The organism is Variovorax soli NBRC 106424, assembly GCF_001591385.1.
GTDB lineage: Bacteria > Pseudomonadota > Gammaproteobacteria > Burkholderiales > Burkholderiaceae_C > Variovorax > Variovorax soli.
On sequence record NZ_BCUU01000028.1, the window covers coordinates 34,747 to 53,197 of the forward strand.

At 67.6% G+C, this 18,451-nt stretch carries 20 protein-coding genes; 11 read left to right on the forward strand and 9 right to left on the reverse strand.

From position 1 onward, the window contains the following. Window positions 1-7: 7 nt before the first annotated feature. Window positions 8-655: an arylformamidase gene (gene kynB / locus VSO01S_RS10810; RefSeq protein ID WP_068642184.1), complete on the reverse strand. Its 648-nt coding sequence runs from the start codon at window positions 653-655 to the stop codon at window positions 8-10. Window positions 656-745: 90 nt separating this feature from the next. Continuing rightward, window positions 746-1,054 (reverse strand): YkgJ family cysteine cluster protein, encoded by a 309-nt coding sequence (locus tag VSO01S_RS10815; protein WP_068642186.1) that lies wholly within the window; start codon window positions 1,052-1,054, stop codon window positions 746-748. A gap of 337 nt (window positions 1,055-1,391) precedes the next feature. Here VSO01S_RS10815 and VSO01S_RS10820 point away from each other — a divergent pair, with 337 nt between their 5' ends. Genes VSO01S_RS10820 through VSO01S_RS10835 form a run of 4 tightly spaced genes read left to right on the forward strand, consistent with a single transcriptional unit; the run spans window position 1,392 to window position 5,750 of the window. After that, window positions 1,392-2,477, forward strand: coding sequence for an ABC transporter substrate-binding protein (locus tag VSO01S_RS10820; protein ID WP_068642188.1), 1,086 nt, complete (start codon window positions 1,392-1,394; stop codon window positions 2,475-2,477). Between the two features lie 11 nt (window positions 2,478-2,488). Next, entirely contained in the window at window positions 2,489-3,409 is a 921-nt protein-coding gene (locus tag VSO01S_RS10825) for an ABC transporter permease (RefSeq protein ID WP_068642190.1), read from the forward strand. Continuing rightward, the gene (locus VSO01S_RS10830; RefSeq protein ID WP_068642192.1) at window positions 3,406-4,209 is read left to right on the forward strand and encodes an ABC transporter ATP-binding protein; all 804 of its coding nucleotides are present in this window, start codon (window positions 3,406-3,408) and stop codon (window positions 4,207-4,209) included. The genes VSO01S_RS10825 and VSO01S_RS10830 overlap by 4 nt, the downstream gene beginning before the upstream one ends. Then, window positions 4,206-5,750 (forward strand): amidohydrolase family protein, encoded by a 1,545-nt coding sequence (locus tag VSO01S_RS10835; RefSeq protein WP_218002336.1) that lies wholly within the window; start codon window positions 4,206-4,208, stop codon window positions 5,748-5,750. The genes VSO01S_RS10830 and VSO01S_RS10835 overlap by 4 nt, the downstream gene beginning before the upstream one ends. A gap of 70 nt (window positions 5,751-5,820) precedes the next feature. On the opposite strand, the gene argF is transcribed toward VSO01S_RS10835, so the two are convergent. Both argF and VSO01S_RS10845 read right to left on the reverse strand, forming a co-directional pair. Continuing rightward, complete coding sequence (gene argF / locus VSO01S_RS10840) at window positions 5,821-6,756, reverse strand: ornithine carbamoyltransferase (RefSeq protein WP_068642194.1); 936 nt, start codon at window positions 6,754-6,756, stop codon at window positions 5,821-5,823. Beyond that, complete coding sequence (locus tag VSO01S_RS10845; RefSeq protein WP_068642195.1) at window positions 6,753-7,958, reverse strand: aspartate aminotransferase family protein; 1,206 nt, start codon at window positions 7,956-7,958, stop codon at window positions 6,753-6,755. The genes argF and VSO01S_RS10845 overlap by 4 nt, the downstream gene beginning before the upstream one ends. A 176-nt stretch (window positions 7,959-8,134) precedes the next feature. Between VSO01S_RS10845 and VSO01S_RS10850 the strand changes: the two genes are divergently transcribed. The 4 genes from VSO01S_RS10850 to VSO01S_RS10865 all read left to right on the forward strand — a co-directional run bounded on the left by VSO01S_RS10850 (window position 8,135) and on the right by VSO01S_RS10865 (window position 11,312). Further along, entirely contained in the window at window positions 8,135-8,467 is a 333-nt protein-coding gene (locus VSO01S_RS10850; RefSeq protein WP_068642197.1) for a DUF3579 domain-containing protein, read from the forward strand. A 55-nt stretch (window positions 8,468-8,522) separates the two neighbouring features. Beyond that, window positions 8,523-10,004: a sensor histidine kinase gene (locus VSO01S_RS10855; RefSeq protein ID WP_068642199.1), complete on the forward strand. Its 1,482-nt coding sequence runs from the start codon at window positions 8,523-8,525 to the stop codon at window positions 10,002-10,004. 23 nt (window positions 10,005-10,027) lie between these two features. Beyond that, window positions 10,028-10,687, forward strand: a complete 660-nt coding sequence (locus tag VSO01S_RS10860) for a response regulator transcription factor (protein ID WP_153305216.1) — start codon at window positions 10,028-10,030, stop codon at window positions 10,685-10,687. Between the two features lie 124 nt (window positions 10,688-10,811). Beyond that, window positions 10,812-11,312, forward strand: coding sequence for a GlcG/HbpS family heme-binding protein (locus VSO01S_RS10865; RefSeq protein ID WP_174544722.1), 501 nt, complete (start codon window positions 10,812-10,814; stop codon window positions 11,310-11,312). A 70-nt stretch (window positions 11,313-11,382) separates the two neighbouring features. Here VSO01S_RS10865 and VSO01S_RS10870 read toward each other — a convergent pair whose 3' ends face one another. Beyond that, entirely contained in the window at window positions 11,383-12,198 is an 816-nt protein-coding gene (locus VSO01S_RS10870; RefSeq protein WP_068642201.1) for a TorF family putative porin, read from the reverse strand. Window positions 12,199-12,793: 595 nt separating this feature from the next. Beyond that, on the reverse strand, window positions 12,794-13,096 hold the full coding sequence (gene rpsT / locus VSO01S_RS10875) for a 30S ribosomal protein S20 (protein WP_068642203.1): 303 nt from the start codon (window positions 13,094-13,096) through the stop codon (window positions 12,794-12,796). A gap of 192 nt (window positions 13,097-13,288) precedes the next feature. Here rpsT and murJ point away from each other — a divergent pair, with 192 nt between their 5' ends. From murJ to VSO01S_RS10890, 3 genes are read left to right on the forward strand one after another with little or no spacing between them, the layout of a single operon-like run. Further along, window positions 13,289-14,854, forward strand: coding sequence for a murein biosynthesis integral membrane protein MurJ (gene murJ, locus VSO01S_RS10880; protein ID WP_068642205.1), 1,566 nt, complete (start codon window positions 13,289-13,291; stop codon window positions 14,852-14,854). Window positions 14,855-14,903: 49 nt separating this feature from the next. After that, window positions 14,904-15,755 carry a SirB1 family protein gene (locus tag VSO01S_RS10885; protein ID WP_068642207.1) on the forward strand — a complete coding sequence of 284 codons (852 nt, stop codon included), beginning with the start codon at window positions 14,904-14,906 and terminating at the stop codon, window positions 15,753-15,755. Window positions 15,756-15,763: 8 nt separating this feature from the next. Continuing rightward, complete coding sequence (locus VSO01S_RS10890; RefSeq protein ID WP_068642209.1) at window positions 15,764-16,177, forward strand: VOC family protein; 414 nt, start codon at window positions 15,764-15,766, stop codon at window positions 16,175-16,177. A 2-nt stretch (window positions 16,178-16,179) separates the two neighbouring features. Here the strand turns inward: VSO01S_RS10890 and VSO01S_RS10895 are convergent, their stop codons facing one another. From VSO01S_RS10895 to VSO01S_RS10905, 3 genes are read right to left on the reverse strand one after another with little or no spacing between them, the layout of a single operon-like run. Beyond that, window positions 16,180-17,187, reverse strand: a complete 1,008-nt coding sequence (locus VSO01S_RS10895) for a GlxA family transcriptional regulator (RefSeq protein ID WP_068642211.1) — start codon at window positions 17,185-17,187, stop codon at window positions 16,180-16,182. Further along, entirely contained in the window at window positions 17,154-17,774 is a 621-nt protein-coding gene (locus tag VSO01S_RS10900; protein WP_068642212.1) for a DJ-1/PfpI family protein, read from the reverse strand. The genes VSO01S_RS10895 and VSO01S_RS10900 overlap by 34 nt, the downstream gene beginning before the upstream one ends. After that, on the reverse strand, window positions 17,771-18,331 hold the full coding sequence (locus VSO01S_RS10905; RefSeq protein ID WP_068642214.1) for an isochorismatase family protein: 561 nt from the start codon (window positions 18,329-18,331) through the stop codon (window positions 17,771-17,773). Before VSO01S_RS10905 ends, VSO01S_RS10900 begins: the two co-directional genes overlap by 4 nt. Window positions 18,332-18,451 lie beyond the last annotated feature (120 nt).

Below are 18,451 nucleotides of genomic sequence, written 5' to 3' on the forward strand. Positions count from 1 at the left end.
GGTCTTTTCAGGAAATGAGTTCGCGCAGCACGGCGCGAACGGGAGATGCGTCGGCGCTGGTCAGCTTGAGCGGCAGCGCGATGAGTTCGTAGTCGCCTTCGGGCACGTCGTCGAGCACCAGGTTTTCCAGCACGCGCAGGCCCCGGCGGCGGATCACCTGGTGGCTGTCGAGCGTCTTGCTGTCGGCCGGGTCGATGCTGGCGGTGTCGATGCCCACCAGCTGCACGCCCAGGTCCGCCAGGCGCTCGATGGTGCCGGGCGCATAGGCGGACAGCTGCGGATCCCACCGATCGACCGGCATGTGCCGATAGGTGCGCAGCAGCACGCGCGGCGGCAGGTCTTGCAGGGCGTGCTCCACATGGCGCCACTCGACCAGCGGCCCGCAGTCGATCGCGTGAATGACGCGGCAGCGGCCGAGAAAGGGCGCCAGGCTGACGGCGCCGATGCTGGCGCCTTGCGCGTCGTAGTGCAGGGGCGCATCGGCATGCGAGCCGACGTGGGGCGACAAGGTGATTTCGCTGACGTTGACCGGGCAGCCGGGCGCGATGGTTGCGGCCCAGCGCTGGCGATACGGGGTGTCGCCAGGAAACACCGGCGCGCCTTCATGCACGGGCGGGGAAATGTCCCACAGGCGAGGTGTTTTCTTCGATTCCATGGCGCAGAAGTTAGCGCCGCGCGAATACCCGTGGTGTCGGTTATTTCCAACGAAGGCGAATCAAAAGATGTCCGGCCCCGGTTTGCTCATTCAGTGCGGCAGCGGGGGCAGGCCATGGCGGGCCCGCGCACGTTCGCAGGCGTCGCTGCCGGCTTCGAGTTCATGGCAGGGGTTGGGCCGCCATTCGTAGATGCCGCAGGAAACCTGCTGGCCGATGGTGCCCACCAATGCCGCGCAACGCGGTCGGGCATGGTCGGTGCCGCGCATGCGGCAGATGGCGTCGTTGACGTCGACCGCCAGGCCCGAAGGAACGCGGCCGCCGTGCTCGTCCAGCTCGTGGATGCTGAAGTCGACGCGGTAGCTGGCGCAGCAGGCGCCGCATTGCTGGCAGGGGGACACAGGAAGCTCATCGAAAGAATGGAAGGCAGATGCTACCGCTGGCGGCATTCGCCGGGCGATGCACACACCCGGTGCGGCGTTCTTGTCGCGCCGGCTTGGATGGCACCACGAATGTGCAGGCGCCGTGCCCGGGTGTGGCACACGGGGCCGCGCCGGGCAGGCACGCAACCTGCATTGCACCCGGCAGCGCAGGCGTTGAGCTTTTACGGTTGGCGTGCCGAATTCTGGGCCTGATCCGGAAATTCGGCCCCCGTGAGCCAGCGTCCGCGCAGGCACACAGCGCCGAGTTTCCGAGCCGGGTGATCTTGAATCTCTCAATTTGGAACGAGGTACTGGTATGTGCGAACGTCATGGCGGGGCTTTTGCTGCTCTGCAATCCGCTTCTTCTTCGATCACGGGCCGCCGAGACTTCCTGAAGTCGCTGGGCGGTGCGGGCGCAGCCGTGGTGGTGCTGCCCACCGCGCTGGCCGCGGCCATGGGCGCCACGGGAGCCCATGCGGCCGGCAGCACCAGGATCAAGGCCACGCATGGGGCGGGCCTGTGCAACCTGGGGATCTTCATCGCCAAGGAGCGGCAACTGGCGCAGGGCGACGGCGTGGAGCTGGAGTTCGTCGTCACGCCGACCAACACCGACATCGTCACGCTCTTCGGCGTCGGGGCGGTGGACATCTCGATGATCCCGTATTCCAACTTCCTCTCGCTGTACGACGCGGGCGCCCCGGTGAAAGTGGTGGCTGGCGGCGGCGTGAACGGCTGCCTGGTGGTGGCGAAGGAAGGCATCAGGAGCGCGGCCGACATGCGCGGCAAGACACTGGGCACCTTCCAGGCCGACACGCTGGAAGTGCTGCCGTACGACTGGCTCAAGAAGGCCGGTCTCAGCTTCAAGGACGTGCAGGTGCGCTACTTCAACACCTCGCCCGAAATGGCTCAGGCCTTCATCGGCGGCGCGGTGGATGCCATTTGCGCAGTGGAGCCCTATGCGAGCCAGTCGGCCGCGGCGCGCAAGGGCGCTACGGTGCTCAGCGATGGCACGGACGTGTATGGCGCCCAGTATGCCGACTGCGTGCTGTCGGTCAGAACGCCGCTGTTGCAGAAGCAGCCCGAGGTGGTGCGTGCCGTCATCAAGGCGCTGCTCACGGCCCAGAGCCAGATCGAAGCTGACCAGGCCGGGGCGCTGAAGCAGACCGTGGGCAAGTACTACAAGACCACCATGGAAGCAGCCGCTGGGGCCGCCAAGCGCCAGCCCGTGATGGTCGACCAGCGCAACCAGACCCAGTTCATCATGGCGCGTGCCCAGTCGATGAGGGAGATGGGTTACATCAAGAAGCTGCCGGGCAACGACGTGTTCGACTGGAAGCCGCTGGAGGCGGTCATCGCGTCGAACCAGGCCATGTTCAGCGCGCTGAAGCTCAAGTCGGCTTGAAGGACTTCCGCATGAACGCCCGCGTTTGGAACGCCGCGCCGTTGCCCGCCGCCGGCGAAGAGCAGCGCAAGCCGCTTGTGGTGCCTGCGCTGCGGCGCAGGCTGGTGCGCCAGGCCTCATCGATGGCCTGGGCGCTGACCTCCATCGGCATCATCATCGGCCTGTGGGAATGGGCCGCATGGATGGGCTGGGCCGATCCGCTGCTCATGCCTGCTCCCCATGTCTTCCTGGGCAACTGGAGCGAGCAGCTCCACTTCTTCGACACGGCCAACACGATCGGCTCCAGCGGCGCCGGCGGCAGCTGGCTCGGCGTGGTCACGGTCGTGCTGTGGACCTCGATGCGGGTTCTGCTGGGACTGCTGCTGGGATTCGTGCTGAGCCTTGCGGTGGGCATCGGCATCCGGTACTGGTCCATGTTCGGCAAGCTCACGCTGCCGGCGGTGACCATGTTCGCGCCCATCTCGCCGGTGGCATGGTTGCCGGTGGCGGTGTTTCTCTTCGGTATTGGCGACAAGCCGGCCGTATTCATGGTGTTCGTCGCAATCTTCTTCGTGATGGTCATCGCCACGCTCGCGCAGATCGACGAAGTGCCCAAGGCTTACGTCCACGTCGCGCGAATCATGGGGGCCACGAAGCGGCAGATCTACACCAGCGTGATCCTGCCGGCGATCTTGCCGGGCCTGTTCGTCACGCTGCGCATCAATCTCTTCGCGGCGTGGATGGTGGTGCTCATCGCCGAAGCGGCGGGCGTGGGCAGTGGCCTGGGGCAGATCGTGATGATGGCCCGCAACACCTTCAACGCGAGCCTGGTGTTCTTCACCATGACGCTCATCGGCCTGTCCGGCTTCCTGTTCGACCAGGCACTGGGCTGGATCCAGCGCCGCATGCTCTGGTGGCTGGACGGTCAGAAGATCGGCGGGAGAAGCGCATGAGCACATCGAACACACCGGCCATTGAATGCCGTGGCGTCGGCAAGACCTGGAACGCGGAAAGCGAGAAGCCTTTTGCCGCGCTGCAGGACATCAGCTTCGCGGTGAAGCCGGGCGAGTTCGTGGTCTTGCTCGGCCCGTCAGGCTGCGGCAAGAGCACGTTGCTGTATCTGCTGGCGGGGCTCGAGCAGGCCACGCGCGGCGAGCTTTTGAGCGAGGGCCGAAGTATCGAGGGCACCAGCCCCGAGCGAGGAATGATCTTCCAGGAAGCGGCGCTGTTTCCCTGGCTCAACATCCGCGACAACGTGGCCTATGGGCTGGCGCTGCGGGGCATGCCAAAGCCGCAGCGGGAAGTGCGTGCCATGGAATTGCTCGCGCGCGTGGGCCTGAACGGCTTCGAACTGAAGCGGCCGGCCGAGCTCTCGGGTGGCATGCGCCAGCGCGCAGCGATGGCGAGGGCGCTCGCACTCAAGCCCAAGGTACTGATGATGGACGAGCCCTTCGCGGCGCTGGACATCCAGACACGCGCCAAGATGCAGGCCTACCTGCTCCAGCTCTGGCGGGAGAGCGGCGCATCGATGCTGCTGGTGACGCACTCCATCGAAGAGGCCATCGGCCTGGCCGACCGGATCGTGGTGTTCACCGCCCGCCCCGGGCGCATCAAGGAGATCGTGCCGGTGGATCTGCCGCGCCCGCGCAACCCGCGAGACGCGGCCTTCCATGCGCTGCATGACCGACTTGCGGAACTGCTGGCCGACGAAGTCGACCGCGCCTTTGCCGAGCAGGAGGCATTGGCACGATGAGAATCCCGGAAGAAGTATGCGGCGCGCCTTCATCGGGCCCGCTGCTGATCCAGGGCGCGCGCGTGCTCAGCCTGGACGCGGCGGGCCGCGAATGGGCAAAGGCAGACATCCTGCTGCGCGATGGGCGCATCGAATCCATCGGCCTGGAGCTCTCGGTTTCGCCAGGGACGCCGACACTGGATGCACGCGGCATGCTGGCCATGCCGGGCCTGGTGAATGCGCATTTCCATTCCCCCGGCAACCTGATGCGCGGGCAGCTCGACGGGTTGCCGCTGGAGCTTTTCATGCTCTACGAGGTGCCGCCGCTGGCGCAGAGCGGAGACGGCCATCGCATGGCCTATCTGCGCACGATGATGGGTGCGCTGGAGATGCTCGAACGCGGCATCACCACGGTCCATGACGATGCCTATCACGTGCCGGTGGCCACGCCGCAGGGCATCGACACCGTCATGCAGGCCTATGCCGACGCAGGCATCCGCGCCACCGTGGCCATCGACCAGCCCAACATCGTGGAGTACGACAAGTTTCCGTACCTGCGCGAGCTGCTGCCGGCCCGGATGCGTTCAGAAATGGAAGCCGCGCCGCTGCAGGGCGCCGACGAACTCCTGGCGCTCTACCAGCACCTCATCACCCGCTGGCACGGTGCGGCGCAGGGACGCCTGGCAGCGGCCGTGTCATGCTCCGCACCGCAGCGCGTGACGCGCCCCTACCTTCAGGCGCTCGGGGAGCTCAGCCGTCGCCACGACCTGCCGTACAACTTGCACGTGCTGGAGACCAAGCTGCAGCGCGCGACAGGCCTGGAGCGCTTCGGCCAATCGCTGCTGCGGCATGTGCACGAAGCGGGTGTTCTCGACGAGCGCTGCCAGATCATCCATGCGGTATGGATCGACGACGATGATTTGCGCCTCCTGGCCGACAGCGGCGCCGTGGTGGCGCACAACCCCGTGTGCAACCTTCGTCTGGGCAGTGGCGTGATGCCATGGCGGGCGTTGCGCGACGTGGGCGTGCCCATTGCCATCGGCACCGACGAGCTGTGCACCGACGACACGGCCAACCTGTGGCTGGCCGGCAAGATGGCCGGACTGGTACACAACCTCAGCAGCGCGGACTCGTCCCGATGGCCGCGGCACGGCGAGGTGTTGCACGCGATGACTGCAGGCGGCGCACGCGCCGTGCGGCGCGAAGGCGAGCTTGGCCAGCTCATTCCGGGCGCCTTGGCCGACATCATCCTGCTCGACCTGGACCGCTGGGCCTTCATCCCGTGCAACGATGTGCGGCGACAGCTCGTCTACAGCGAGGATGGCAGCTCCGTGCGGCACGTGATCGTCAACGGGGAAGTGGTGGTGCGCGATGGCGAGCATGTGTCGATCGATGCCCGCGCCATCCGTGATGAGATCCGCGCGCTGGCGCCGGCCATCCAGGCGCAATGGGCGGGCAGCCATGCCGCCGCGTTGCGGCTGTGGCCGTACTACCAGGCCATGCTGGAGAAGGCGCATGCGTTGCCCAGCGGACTGACGCGGCGGGTGCTGGCGGGGGACTGAGCCCGCGCTCGAAAGCAATCAGGCGCGCCAGCCTGGACGACTGGCGCGCCTGATGCGAAGAGATCAATGGTCAGGAAATCCTGCCCAGCAGCAGGTACTCCATCAACGCCTTCTGCACGTGCATGCGATTCTCCGCTTCGTCCCACACCACCGACTGCGGCCCGTCGATGACTTCGGCTTCGACTTCCTCGCCGCGGTGCGCGGGCAGGCAGTGCATGAACAGGGCATCGGGCTTGGCGATGCGCATCATGTCCTGGTCGACGCACCAGTCGGCAAAGGCCTGGCGGCGCGCTTCGTTCTCGGCTTCGTAGCCCATGCTGGTCCATACGTCGGTGGTGACCAGGTCGGCGCCGCGGCAGGCTTCCATCGGGTCCTTGAAGACCTTGTAGCTGCTGCTGGAACGCACGCCCGCCACGGCCTGGTCCACCTCGTAGCCGGTGGGCGTGCTCACATGCACCGTGAAGCCCAGGATCTCGGCGGCCTGCAGCCAGGTGTTGGCCATGTTGTTGCCGTCGCCCACCCAGGCCACCGTCTTGCCCTGGATGGAGCCGCGGTGCTCGATGTAGGTGAAGATGTCCGCCAGGATCTGGCAGGGGTGGAATTCGTTGGTCAGGCCGTTGATGACCGGCACGCGCGAATGCGCGGCAAAGGCCTCGATCTTGGCTTGCTCGAAGGTGCGGATCATCACCAGGTCGACCATGCGGCTGATGACCTTGGCGCTGTCTTCAATGGGCTCGGCGCGGCCGAGTTGGCTGTCGCCGGTGGTCAGGTGCACCACGCTGCCGCCCATCTGGTACATGCCGGCCTCGAAGCTCACGCGGGTGCGCGTGGAGGCCTTCTCGAAGATCATGGCCAGCGTTCGGTCCGTCAGTGGCTGGTGCTTCTCGTAGGTCTTGAACTTCTTCTTGATCAGGGCCGCGCGCGCGAACAGGTGCGCGTACTCGTCGGCCGAGAAGTCGCCGAATTGCAGGTAGTGGCGGATGGCGGGTGCAGCTGCGGTACTCATGCCTTGGATTCTGCAAGAAAGCTCTTCACGATGGGCACCAGGATGGCCACGATCTCGTCGGCCTCGGCCTGGCTCAGGATGAGCGGGGGCACCAGGCGGATTACGCTGTCGGCCGTCACGCTCAGCAGCAGGCCGGCGTCGCAGGCGCGCTGCAGGATGGCGCCGCAGGGGCGGTCGAGCTCGATGCCCAGCATCAGGCCCTGGCCGCGTACTTCCTTCACGCCGGGCAGGCTGCCCAGCTCGCGCTGCAGCGACTCCTTCAGGTGCGAGCCCACCTTGTCGGCGTTCTCGAGCAGCTTGTGCTTTTCCATGATGCGGATGGTCTCGATGCCCGCGCGCATGGCCAGCGGGTTGCCGCCGAAGGTGGTGCCGTGGTTGCCCGGGCCGAAGATGTTGGCGGCCTTGGGGCCGGCCACGACGGCGCCGATGGGCACGCCCGAGCCCAGGCCCTTGGCCAGCGGCATCACGTCCGGCTTGATGCCGGCCCACTGATGCGCAAACCACTTGCCGGTGCGGCCCATGCCGCACTGCACTTCGTCGATCATCATGAGCCAGTCGCGCTCGTCGCACAGCTGGCGCACCTGGCGCAGGTATTCCCAGCGCATGGGGTTGATGCCGCCTTCGCCCTGGATGGTTTCGAAGAACACGGCCACCACGTTCGGGTTGCCTTCGGTGGCCTTCTTCAGCGCCTCGATGTCATTGAGCGGTACGCGGATGAAGCCTTCCACCAGCGGGCCGAAGCCGGCCTGCACCTTGGGGTTGCCCGTGGCCGACAGGGTGGCGATGCTGCGGCCGTGGAAGGCGGCCTCGTACACCACGATCTCGGGGCGCTCGATGCCCTTGTCGTGGCCGAACTTGCGTGCGAGCTTGAGCGCGGCCTCGTTGGCTTCCAGGCCGGTGCAGCAGAAGAAGGCGTTGGTCAGGCCGGAGAGTTCGGTCAGCTTGGTGGCGAGCTGCTCCTGGCCGGGCACGTGGTAGTAGTTGGAGCTGTGGATGATCTTGGTGAGCTGGTCCTGCAGGGCCGGCACCAGCTCGGGGTGGTTGTGGCCCAGGGTGTTCACGGCGATGCCGCCCAGGCCGTCCAGGTAGGCCTTGCCGCTGGTGTCCCAGACTCGGCAACCCTGGCCATGCGACAAGGCGATCGGCAGACGACCGTAGGTGTTCATGACGTGGGGCGACGAGGGCTGGGCGTTGGAGCTCATTCGGTTCTCCGGATGGGGGAGGTGAACAGGGAAAAGGAAGGGCAAATTCTAGGCGCCGCCCATGACGGATTCCTTGAGGATTGCGCATTACTGCAATGCCCCCTGGGCGGGGCGGCCAAGCCGCCGAAAGGTAGAATCCTTGTGCGCTGCAACATTGCAGCACATCCCCGCACCTCATGGTCTCTCCCAGCGCCAAAGAAATCTTCATCCAGGGCATCACCCAAGACGGCCGCACCTTCCGGCCGAGCGACTGGGCGGAGCGTCTGGCCGGCGTGATGTGCTCGTTCAGGCCGGGCGGACCGCAGCCCGGCAGCCACCTGAGCTATTCGCCGTGGTGCGTGCCGATGGTGGTCAACGGCATCAAGTGCGTGGTGGTCAACCGCGAACTGCGGGACTACGAGCCCATGGCCTGGGATTTCGTCATCAATTTCGCGCGCGACAACAACCTGCAGATGGCCGAGGCCTGCCTCGTGCCTGACGTCCCCGAGCCGCCCACGAAGAAGGGCTGAGCACGCGGCCCCGCACGCCATGCAGGCGCGGCAGGGCACTGCACAATGGCGCCCGATGAAAGCACGATGGGGCGCACTCGGAATCTGGATCCTGGCCTGGCTGGTGGCCAGTGCCGGCGGCGCCGCCTGGATCGCGCATGACGGCTTGCGCCAGCTGCGCGACGAGTTCGACACCCAGGCCCGCATCGCCCACCGCCTGCTGAGCCAGCAGGTGGTGCAGTACGACGCCGTGCTGGCCACGCTGGCGCTGCTGGGCGGCGCCGGCGAGCGCGCAGGCGCGGAACAGCGCCTGTCCAGCGTCTATCCCTCGATCCTTGCGGTGGCACGGCGCGATGCCGGCGCCGAATGGCCCGACCCGCGTCTGGCGGCTGCGGAAGCCCAATCGAGCACGGCCCAGCGCCCGCAGCTCGGCCCGCACGATCTGGCCGCCGGCCGCTACTGGCTGGTGATGGCCGCGCAGCCCGCCAGCTTCGCGCTGGACGTGGACCTGGCGCGCACCGTGCCCTGGGCCGACTGGCCGATGGACCCCAAGACCAGCCCGGTGCGCCTGAGCCTGCAGACCGACAGGCAGCAATTCGTGGTGCAGCCGGGCGCCAGGGCGCAAGGCCCCTGGCACTTCGAGTTCCACAAGCACCTGGCCTCCGCCAGCCAGGACTTCGACGTGATGGCCGAGCGTACGGTGCGCCTGGGCGAGCTGCCCTGGGGCTGGATGCTGCTATGGACGGCGGGCGTGGCCCTGCTGACGGCCGGCGCGCGCTGGCTGCAACTGCAGCGCACCGAGCGCCGGCGCGCGGAAGAGCGCGTGCGCTTTGCCCAGGTGGCGCGCCTCAATGCCCTGGGCGAACTCGCGGCTGGCATGGCGCATGAACTCAACCAGCCGCTGACGGCGGTGCTGGCCAACACGCAGGCCGCGCGCCGCCTGCTGGACGAACAGGCCGGGCCCGACGAGCTGGCCACCGCGCGCAGCGCCATGGGGCAGGCGGCCGAGCAGGCCCGGCGCGCCTCCGACGTGGTGGGGCGACTTCGCCGCGCCATCGAGCGGCCCGCCAGCGGCCGCGCCGGCCAGGCGCTGAACCTGCACGACGTGCTGCGCCGTTCGCTCGACCTGCTGCAGCCCGAGTTGTCGCGCCACGGCGTGGAGGTTCGGCTGCATGCGGGCGGCGGCACGCATCAGCCGGTGCGTGCCAGCGGCGATCCGGTGGCGGTGGATCAGATCGTGCACAACCTCCTGCTCAACGCCATGCAGGCCATGCAGCAGCAGGACGCGCAGACGCGGCGCATCGACCTGCACTACGGCGCGGCGGCCGGCGACTCGCGCCACTGCGAAGTGCGCGTGTGCGACAACGGGCCCGGCATCGCCCCCGAGGTATTGCCGCGCATCTTCGAGCCCTTCTTCAGCACGCGCGAGCATGGCCTGGGCCTGGGCTTGAGCCTGTGCGAGACGCTGGCGCAGGAAATGGGCGGCTCGCTGCGGGCCGTGGCGGGCCCCGATGGCCGCGGCGCCTGCTTCGTGCTTCGCCTGCCGCGCGCGGCATAGCACCGACGTTCAAGGCGCAATCAATGAGCGAGTTGCAGACTTCATCATCGACCTCTTCATCCCACCAGTCGCCGCTGATCCACCTGATCGACGACGATGCGGCGGTGCGCGACAGCCTGGCGCTGCTCATCGGCACCATCGGGCTGCGCGTGCAGACCTGGAGCGACGCGCAGCGCTTCGTGGCCGAGTTCGACCGCGGCGGCATCGGCGCCATCGTGCTGGATGTGCGCATGCCCGGCATCAGCGGCCTGACGGTGCTCGAAACGCTGGTGGCCGAGGGCGTGGACCAGCCCATCCTCATGCTCACCGGCCACGCCACGGTCGAGATGTGCCGGCGCGCTTTCAAGTCCGGCGCGGCCGAGTTCCTCGAGAAGCCCGTCGACGACGAAGAACTGCTGGAGGCGCTGCGCCAGGCCGTGCGGCGCCACGTGCGCTCGCGCGAGCGCGGCCGCGTCGACCAGGCGGCGCGCGCACGCTTCGCACAGCTGTCCGAACGCGAGCGCGAGGTGCTGGCGCACATCGTGCGGGGCCTGTCCAACAAGGAGATCGCGCGGGCGCTCAACCTGTCGCCACGCACCGTGGAGAGCCACCGCGCCAACATCTTCACCAAGCTGGAAAGCGATTCGCTGGCGCAGCTCATCCGGCACTACGCCGACCTGGTGGACGCGGACGGCACACCGTAGAACTACGGAGCGGCGCGCGTAGCCGTACGAATGGACCGTGCGAGGGCCGTTTTCAACAATGCGAACAAGCGCGGCGCGATGCCTCGCGAACATCGATTGTTGTTGAAACTGGAGAACGCAGACCATGTCCATCCGTCCCCGTATCGCCCTCGCCGCCGCCCTCGTGCTGGCGGCCTTCGGCGCCCAAGCTCAGAACAGCGGCGTGCGCACCGAGAAGAACATCTCGCTCGAACTGGCCAACCAGATCGCCGCCGCCACCGTGGCCGTCTGCAGCGCCAGCGGCTACAACGTGTCGGCCGCGGTGGTCGACCGCGGCGGCGTGCTGCGCGCCCTGCAGCGTGCCGACAACGCCGGCCCGCACACCGTGCAGGCTTCCGAGCGCAAGGCCTTCACCTCGCTCTCGGCCAAGACGCCCACCAAGACGATCCTCGAGAACGCGCAGAAGAACCCCGGCGCTGCGACGCTGACCGACATCCCCGGCTTCCTGGTGCTGGGTGGCGGCCTGCCGATCAAGGCCGGCAATGAAGTCATCGGCGCCGTGGGCGTCGCCGGCGCCCCGGGCGGCCACCTGGACGAGCAGTGCGGCCAGACAGCCATCGACAAGTTCAAGGCCGACCTGAGCTGATCGCGGGCTGAACCAGCCCAACACAGAAAGCCGCCGCCGGGCTCCAAGCCCGCCGGCGGCTTTCTTGGCATTACAGCGTCTTGGTCAGGGCCACGATGAAGCGGGCCTTGTTGGGGCTCCGGGTCTTGCCGTCCGCGCCGGTCACCTCGAAGGCGCTGCCCTTGTTGGCGCCCTGCACATAGCCGCCCAGGGACAGGCCGCCGCCGAAGTCGTACGAAGCGCCCACGTTGTAGTCGTAGTAGTTCTGCGCGACGGTGTTGTCCTTGATGTCGGAGGCGAAGAAGGTGTAGCCCACCGCGGCCTTGAGCGTGAGCTTGGGCACCACCTCGTAGGCGTAGCCCAGGTTCAGGTAGCCGGTGTTGCGCCCCGACAGGCCCGAGCCGGCCTTGGCGCCGGCCCAGTTGAAGTAGTCGTCCGAGACGGTGTGCGAGTACTTCAGGGTGAAGGCGCCAAAGGCGCTGGCGTAGCTGCCCGAGCCGTAGATTTCCCAGGTGTTGCCCTGGGTGGCGCCAGGGTAGATGTAGCCCAGGGTGCCCACGTCCCAGTCCAGGCCGCCGGCCTTGAACTTGTAGCCGCCGTAGACGTCCATCTCGATGGAGTTGCCGTCCATCCAGTTGACGCTGGAGTTCCAGTTGCCGATGTAGAAGCCGCTTTCGTGGGCGTAGTCGAAGCCGCCCTGGAGGGCCGGCTTGACGGCGCTGGTCTTGAAGTTGCCGTTGCTGCCCAGCACGTCCTGGTCCTGGCCGCGGAACTTGTAGTTGGTGGTCAGCGTGACGTTGGCCGTGATCGGGGATGCTTCAGAAGGCCCAGCGGCTTGCGCGGACGCCAGCGCCGGTGCCAGAAGAATCGCGCCGACGGTGCCCAGGCGTGTGAGTTGCATGTGCATGCGTGATGTGCGTTGTTGTTGAAAGAGCGGCAAGGCTAGGGCCGCTCTGGTCAACGCGCCGTAAAGACTCATGGCACGCACATCAAATTTGCGAAAAAGCGCCGGCACCGATCGGCTGCATTTACGCGGGACGCCTGTCTTTTTGCACCGCTTTTATGCCCGCCTGCCCAGACTGCATCGCATCTGCAATGGAGAAAGGTGTTCGTCGATGGCCTATGCCGCCTACCGTGACCATGAGGTGCTCGAATTCGCCCGCCGCAAGCCGCAGCGGTCTGTGTGCTTCCAGGTCCTGCATGTCACCGTGCGCTGCGCCGATGCCTGGCGGGTGCGCCAGGCACTCGTGGGTTGTGCGGGGGACGATCCGGCTGGCGCAGTCGGCCTACCTCCAGGTGGTGCGTGCCTTGCTGTGCGCCGTCCCGTCCGGCGAACTTGGCAGCGTCCTGAGTTGGCGCGAACACCTGCGCCGATGTGCGCTCGAAACCAGCCGCCCATGAAAAAACCGCCCGAAGGCGGTTTTTCGTTTTCTTTGCTGCAGCGCACCCCGATCAAACGGCGGACCGGTGAAGGTCCGGGCTGGGTGTTGCCTGGAAAAGCCTCAGGCGGCGGCGGTGGCCAGGGCCTTGACCTTGGCCGACAGGCGGCTCTTGTCGCGAGCGGCCTTGTTCTTGTGGAAGATGCCCTTGTCGGCCACCGTGTCCACGATGCTTTGTGCCTTGGCGAAGAGTTCGGCGGCCTTGGTCTTGTCGCCAGCGGCAACGGCCTTCTCGACGTTCTTCACGGCGGTGCGGTATTTGGAGCGCAGCGAGGTGTTCGCGGCGTTGATCTTGACGTCCTGGCGGACGCGCTTGCGGCCCGACGCGAGGCGCGGGTTCTTTTTCTTGGGCTTGGACGATGCCATGGTTCAGTATCCTTAAGGTGTCTGGGGATGATGCAGCAAAGCCCTCTATTGTAGCCCAACCGGCCTACTAGGGCGGCTGGGCCTTTTCGTCGCCGGGCCGCCCCAAGACGAAAGGCGCCCCCTTGGGGGGGCAGCGGACCTCGCGAAGCGGGGAAGCGTGGGGGCCAGTTCTCGAGCCCATACACTCGCCCGGTGTCGCTTTTCAAGTCCGCCTCCACCGTCTCCCTGCTGACCCTGGCTTCGCGCATCACCGGCCTGGTGCGGGACGTGCTTTTCGCCTCGGTATTCGGCGTCAGCGCTCTCACGGACGCCTTCAACGTCGCCTTCCGTATTCCCAACTTGTTTCGTCGGGTATTTGGCGAAGGCGCCTTCAGCCAGGCCTTCGTGCCGGTGCTGGCGGCGCGCAAGGCGGAGCAGGGCGAGGCCGGCGCCAAGGTGCTGGTCGACCATGTGGCCACCCTGCTGACCTGGGCGGTGGTGCTGCTCAGCATTGCAGGCGTTCTGGCCGCGCCGCTGATGGTGTGGGCCATGGCCAGCGGGTTGCGCCAGACGGCGCACGGCTACGAGGCCGCGGTGGTCATGACGCGGTGGATGTTCCCGTACATCGCCTTCATGTCGCTGGTGGCGCTGGCCGGCGGCATCCTCAACACCTGGAAGCGATTTGCGGTGCCGGCCGCATCGCCGGTTCTGCTCAACCTGTGCCTCATCGGCTCGATCGTGCTGGGCGCGCCATGGTTCCGGCGCCATGGCATCGAGCCGATCTACGCCCAGTGCGTGGGCGTGATGGTGGGCGGCGCGCTGCAGCTGGCGCTCCAGCTGCCGGCGCTGCGCCGCCTGGGGCTGCTGCCGCGCATCGGCCTGACCTGGGGCAGGATCCGCGCCGCCTGGCAGGACGAGACCACGCGCAAGGTCATCCGGCTGATGCTGCCGGCCCTGCTGGGGGTGAGCGTGGCGCAGATCTCCTTGCTCATCAACACGCAGATCGCCTCGCACCTGGCGCCCGGCAGCGTGACCTGGGTGACCGGCGCCGACCGGCTCATGGAATTTCCAACGGCCATGCTCGGCGTGGCCCTGGGCGTGGTGCTGATGCCGCAGCTGGCGGGCGCCCGCGCATCCGGCGACCACGACCGCTATTCGTCCATGCTCGACTGGGGCCTGCGCCTGGTGCTGCTGCTGTCGCTGCCCAGCGCCATGGCCTTGCTGGTGTTCTCGGGCCCGCTGGTGGCGGTGCTGTTCCACTACGGCCTCTACAGCGCCAACGACGTGGCGCGCACCAGCGCGGCGCTGGTGGGCTACGGCGTGGGCCTGCTGGGCATCGTCGCCATCAAGGTGCTGGCGCCGGGCTACTACGCCAAGCACGACATGCGCACGCCCATGCTCATTGCCGTGGGCGTGCTGGTCTTCACCCAGGTGCTGAACTTCTTCCTGGTGCCGCACCTGCATCATGCGGCGCTGACCTTGTCGATCGGCATCGGCGCGCTGGTCAACTCGCTCTGGTTGCTGGCGGGTCTTCTGCGCGCGGGCACCTACAAGCCTGTCAGCGGCTGGCCGTTGTTCATCCTGCGCGTGCTGGTGGCCACGGCGGCGCTGGGCGGCCTGCTGTACTGGGGCGCGCACCATTTCGACTGGGTGGCAATGCGTGCCGATCCGCTGCGCCGCATCGGCATGTTGGCGGCCTTCCTCGCCGGCGCCGCGGTGGTCTATTTCGGGGTGCTGCTGGCGAGCGGACTGAACCTGAAAAAACTCTTGCGCCACTAGCCCGATGGGCTTGCCTTGACGCCCATTTGGGCGTCAACTACAAAGGCACATGTCCCTGAGCATCTCGGCCCCGACCGCACTCGAATATTTCGCCACGCTGGTTCAAAGCGACGAACAGTTCCCGTTGCTCGAAGCCGCCGCCAGCCTGGCGCAGGACGAATATCCCGAACTCGATGTGCAGCAGGTGCTGGGCGATGTCGACCAGCTGCTGGCCAGGCTGCGCCGCCGCCTGCCGGCCGACGCGGCGCCACTGCAGCGCCTTCGCGCCCTCAACCAGTTCTTCTTTCACGACCTGAGCTTCGGCGGCAACGTCAACGACTACTACGACCCCGACAACAGCTACCTGAACGCCGTGCTGCGCACGCGCCGCGGCATTCCGATTTCGCTGGCGGTGCTGTGGCTCGAACTGGCGCAGGGGCTCAACCTGCATGCGCGCGGCGTGGGGTTTCCCGGGCATTTCATGCTCAAGGTCACCATGCCCAAGGGGCAGGTGGTGATCGACCCGTTCACAGGCCGCTCGCTCTCGCGCGAAGAGCTGAGCGAACGGCTGGAGCCCTACAAGAGAAGCAGTGGGCTGGTGGGCGAATTCGACGTGCCCCTGGGCCTGTACCTGCAGCCGGCCGCACCCCGAGAAATCATTGCGCGCATGCTGCGCAACCTGAAGGAAATCCACCACACGCAGGAAGACTGGCAGCGCGCCATTGCCGTGCAGGACCGCCTCGTCGTCCTCCTGCCCGAGGCGTGGAGCGAATACCGCGACCGCGGCCTGGCGCATGCGGGGCAGGGCAACAACGCGCTGGCCGTGCGCGACCTGGAAACCTACCTGACGCACGCAGAAGACGCGCTCGACATCGACGTCATTGCCGAGCGCTGCGCCGGCCTGCGCCGCGCCGCCGGCTGAGGGCGCGCATGCCGGAAGCTGACCTGGGCACACGGCACCAGTTCCATGGCGTGCAGCCGGTGCTGCCGGTGGCGGACGCGGCGCGCGCCGCCCGCTATTTCCGGGACGTGCTGGGCTTCGAGATCGACTTCATCGCCGGCGAGCCGCCGAGCTACGCACGGGTGAAGAAGGGCGACGACCGGCGTCATGGCGACCCGGTCTACATCCGGCTCTGGCAGTGCACCGATGCGCCCGCCACCGGTGACGCCTGGAGGGGCGAAATCGTGATCCACGTGGGCCACGATGTGGACGGACTGCACGACGCCTATGCGCGCCGCGGTGTCACGATCGTCGAGCCGCTGGTCTCGCAGCCTTGGGGATTGCGCGAGTTCGCCATCCGCGAGCCCGATGGGCATGTGCTTCGCTTTTGCGGCTACACGTGAACTCAGGCGCTCTGCGGCCGCGCCGCGGATGACGCCGCCGAAGGCGAGCCGTCCAGGCCGAACTGGCGCCATGCACGCCGCAGTTGCGTGTCCGACCCGAATCCGGAGAGTTCGGCCGCCCGCGTGACGCTGGCACCGGCCTGAAGCGCCAGCTGCGCGCTGGCCAGCCGCAGGCGGCGCAGATACGCCAGCGGCGCCACCCCGGCGTGTTCGACGAACAGCCGCGTCAGGTGGCGCGGCGAGGTGTGCGCGACCTCGGCCATGCGCGGCACGTTCCAGTCGTGCTGGGGCATTTCGCTCACGGCGTCCTGCACCCGGTGCAACGCGGCGTGCAGGTGATTGCGGTAGGCGAGGAAGGGCGACAGCTCCGGGTCGTGCGGGCCGCGCCGCTGCGCCACCACCATGGTCTGCGCCACCTGGGCGGCCAGCGGCGCTCCGCACACCTCGCCGATGCGGTGCAGCACCAGGTCGATGCCGGTCGTCACGCCCGCGCTGCTGTAGATGGGCGGATCGAGCACGAAGACGCGGTTGGCCACCACGTCGCAGCGGGCGTCGGTTTCGCGCAGCTCCTGCAGGTGGTGGTGGTGCGTGGTGGCGCGCCGGCCGGTGAGCACGCCGGCATGCGCCGCCAGCAGCGAGCCGGCGCAGATGGTCAGCAGTTCGAGCCGGCCGGCTGCAAAGCGCTGGCCGCGCAGCCAATGGATGAGTTGCCGCGCCGCATCGCTTGTCACGTCGATGACCCGCCCCGGCTGGCCCACCAGCACCACCCAGGCCGGGCCGTCCCATTGCGCAGGCAGGGGCGAGAGGCCGCACAGCTGCACCCCGACCGAGCTGACGGTGGTGGGCGACGGGCCGGCGAACTCGACAACGAAGCGCTCCGGCTGCCCGCGCTCGCGCAGGAACTGGTTGGCGATGCGCAGTGCCTCGGCCGGGCCGGCCCAGTCGAGCACCAGGCTGCCGTCGAGCAGCGCGAAAACTACGCGGATGGGCTGGTCGGGTGGGTGGTCCATGCAAAGTCCATCTGGCGTGCGGTGCGCAGCGCCAGGTCGCGGCCTGCCAGGCGTTCGACCAGGTGCAGGCTCATGTCGATGCCCGCGCTGATGCCGGCCGAGGTGACGATGCTCCCGCCGTCGACCCAGCGCACGTCGTCCACCACGTCGAGTTGCGGAAACTTCTCGCGCAGTTCCGCGACGTCTTCCCAGTGCGTGGTGACGCGCGCCTTGCCTTGCAGCACGCCGCTGGCTGCGAGCACGAAGGCGCCGGTGCAGACGGAGGCCGTGATGCGTGCCTGGCGGGCCTGCGAGCCGATCCAGCGCAGGGTGTCGGGGCTCGCGAGCGCGGCATCGACCACGCCGCCGGGAACGACGAGCACATCGGCCGGCGGCGCCTCGTCCAATGACCAGTCGGGCAGCAGCCGCAGGCCGGCGCGCGCCAGGACCACGTCGCAGGCGGCGACCGACTTCACCTCGAAGAGCGGTGGCTCGCCTGGGTGGCGGCGCACATGAACCCGGCTGGCCGTCGTGAAGACTTCGAACGGACCGGCGAAGTCCAGTGCTTCGACACCGTCGAAGGCGAGGATCTGCACCTGCAAGCTCATGCAGCGGCCCGTGCGAGTGCTTCGTCCACCGTGGCGACGGTGGCGAAGCGGCCGGCCAGCACGGTGGCTGTCCGCGCCTTGATGTCCTGCGCCGACAGCGGGCGGCCGTCGGGTTGCCGCATGTCCCAGGTGAGGGTGGCGTCGGTGACGTAGTCGACGGTCCAGCCCAGGTCCGAGGCATGGCGCGCGGTGGTTTCGCAGCACTGCTCGGTGCGCACGCCGCTCACGATGATCCGGCGCAAGCCCTGCTCGGTGAGCCACACGTCCAGCCCCGTTCCCACCAGCGCGCTGTGCCGGCTCTTGTGCACCGTGAGTGCGGGCTCGAAAGGCGCCAGCCCGTCCAGCGGACGGACATGGCCCGATTCGCGGGCGAAGGCGTTGGATGCATCCGCCGGCCCGTCGACGTGGAAGACCCGGACGATGGGCAGGCCCGCCTTCTGCGCGCCGGCGATGAGCGCGTTCTGCGCCTGCAGGTAGGCCGGCAGGTCATCCTCGGTGAAGTACGGGCGATGACGGAAGGACTCCTGTGCATCGATCACAACAAGACAAGTGTTCATGTGCGGGATCCGCGGCGGAAATTGGACGATAGACCAATTTTCCGAGGGATGCCATGAGCTTGCCGTGCATCCTGGGACTTGTATCGATCAGATCAGGACATTGATGCAGTGGCCGCTAGA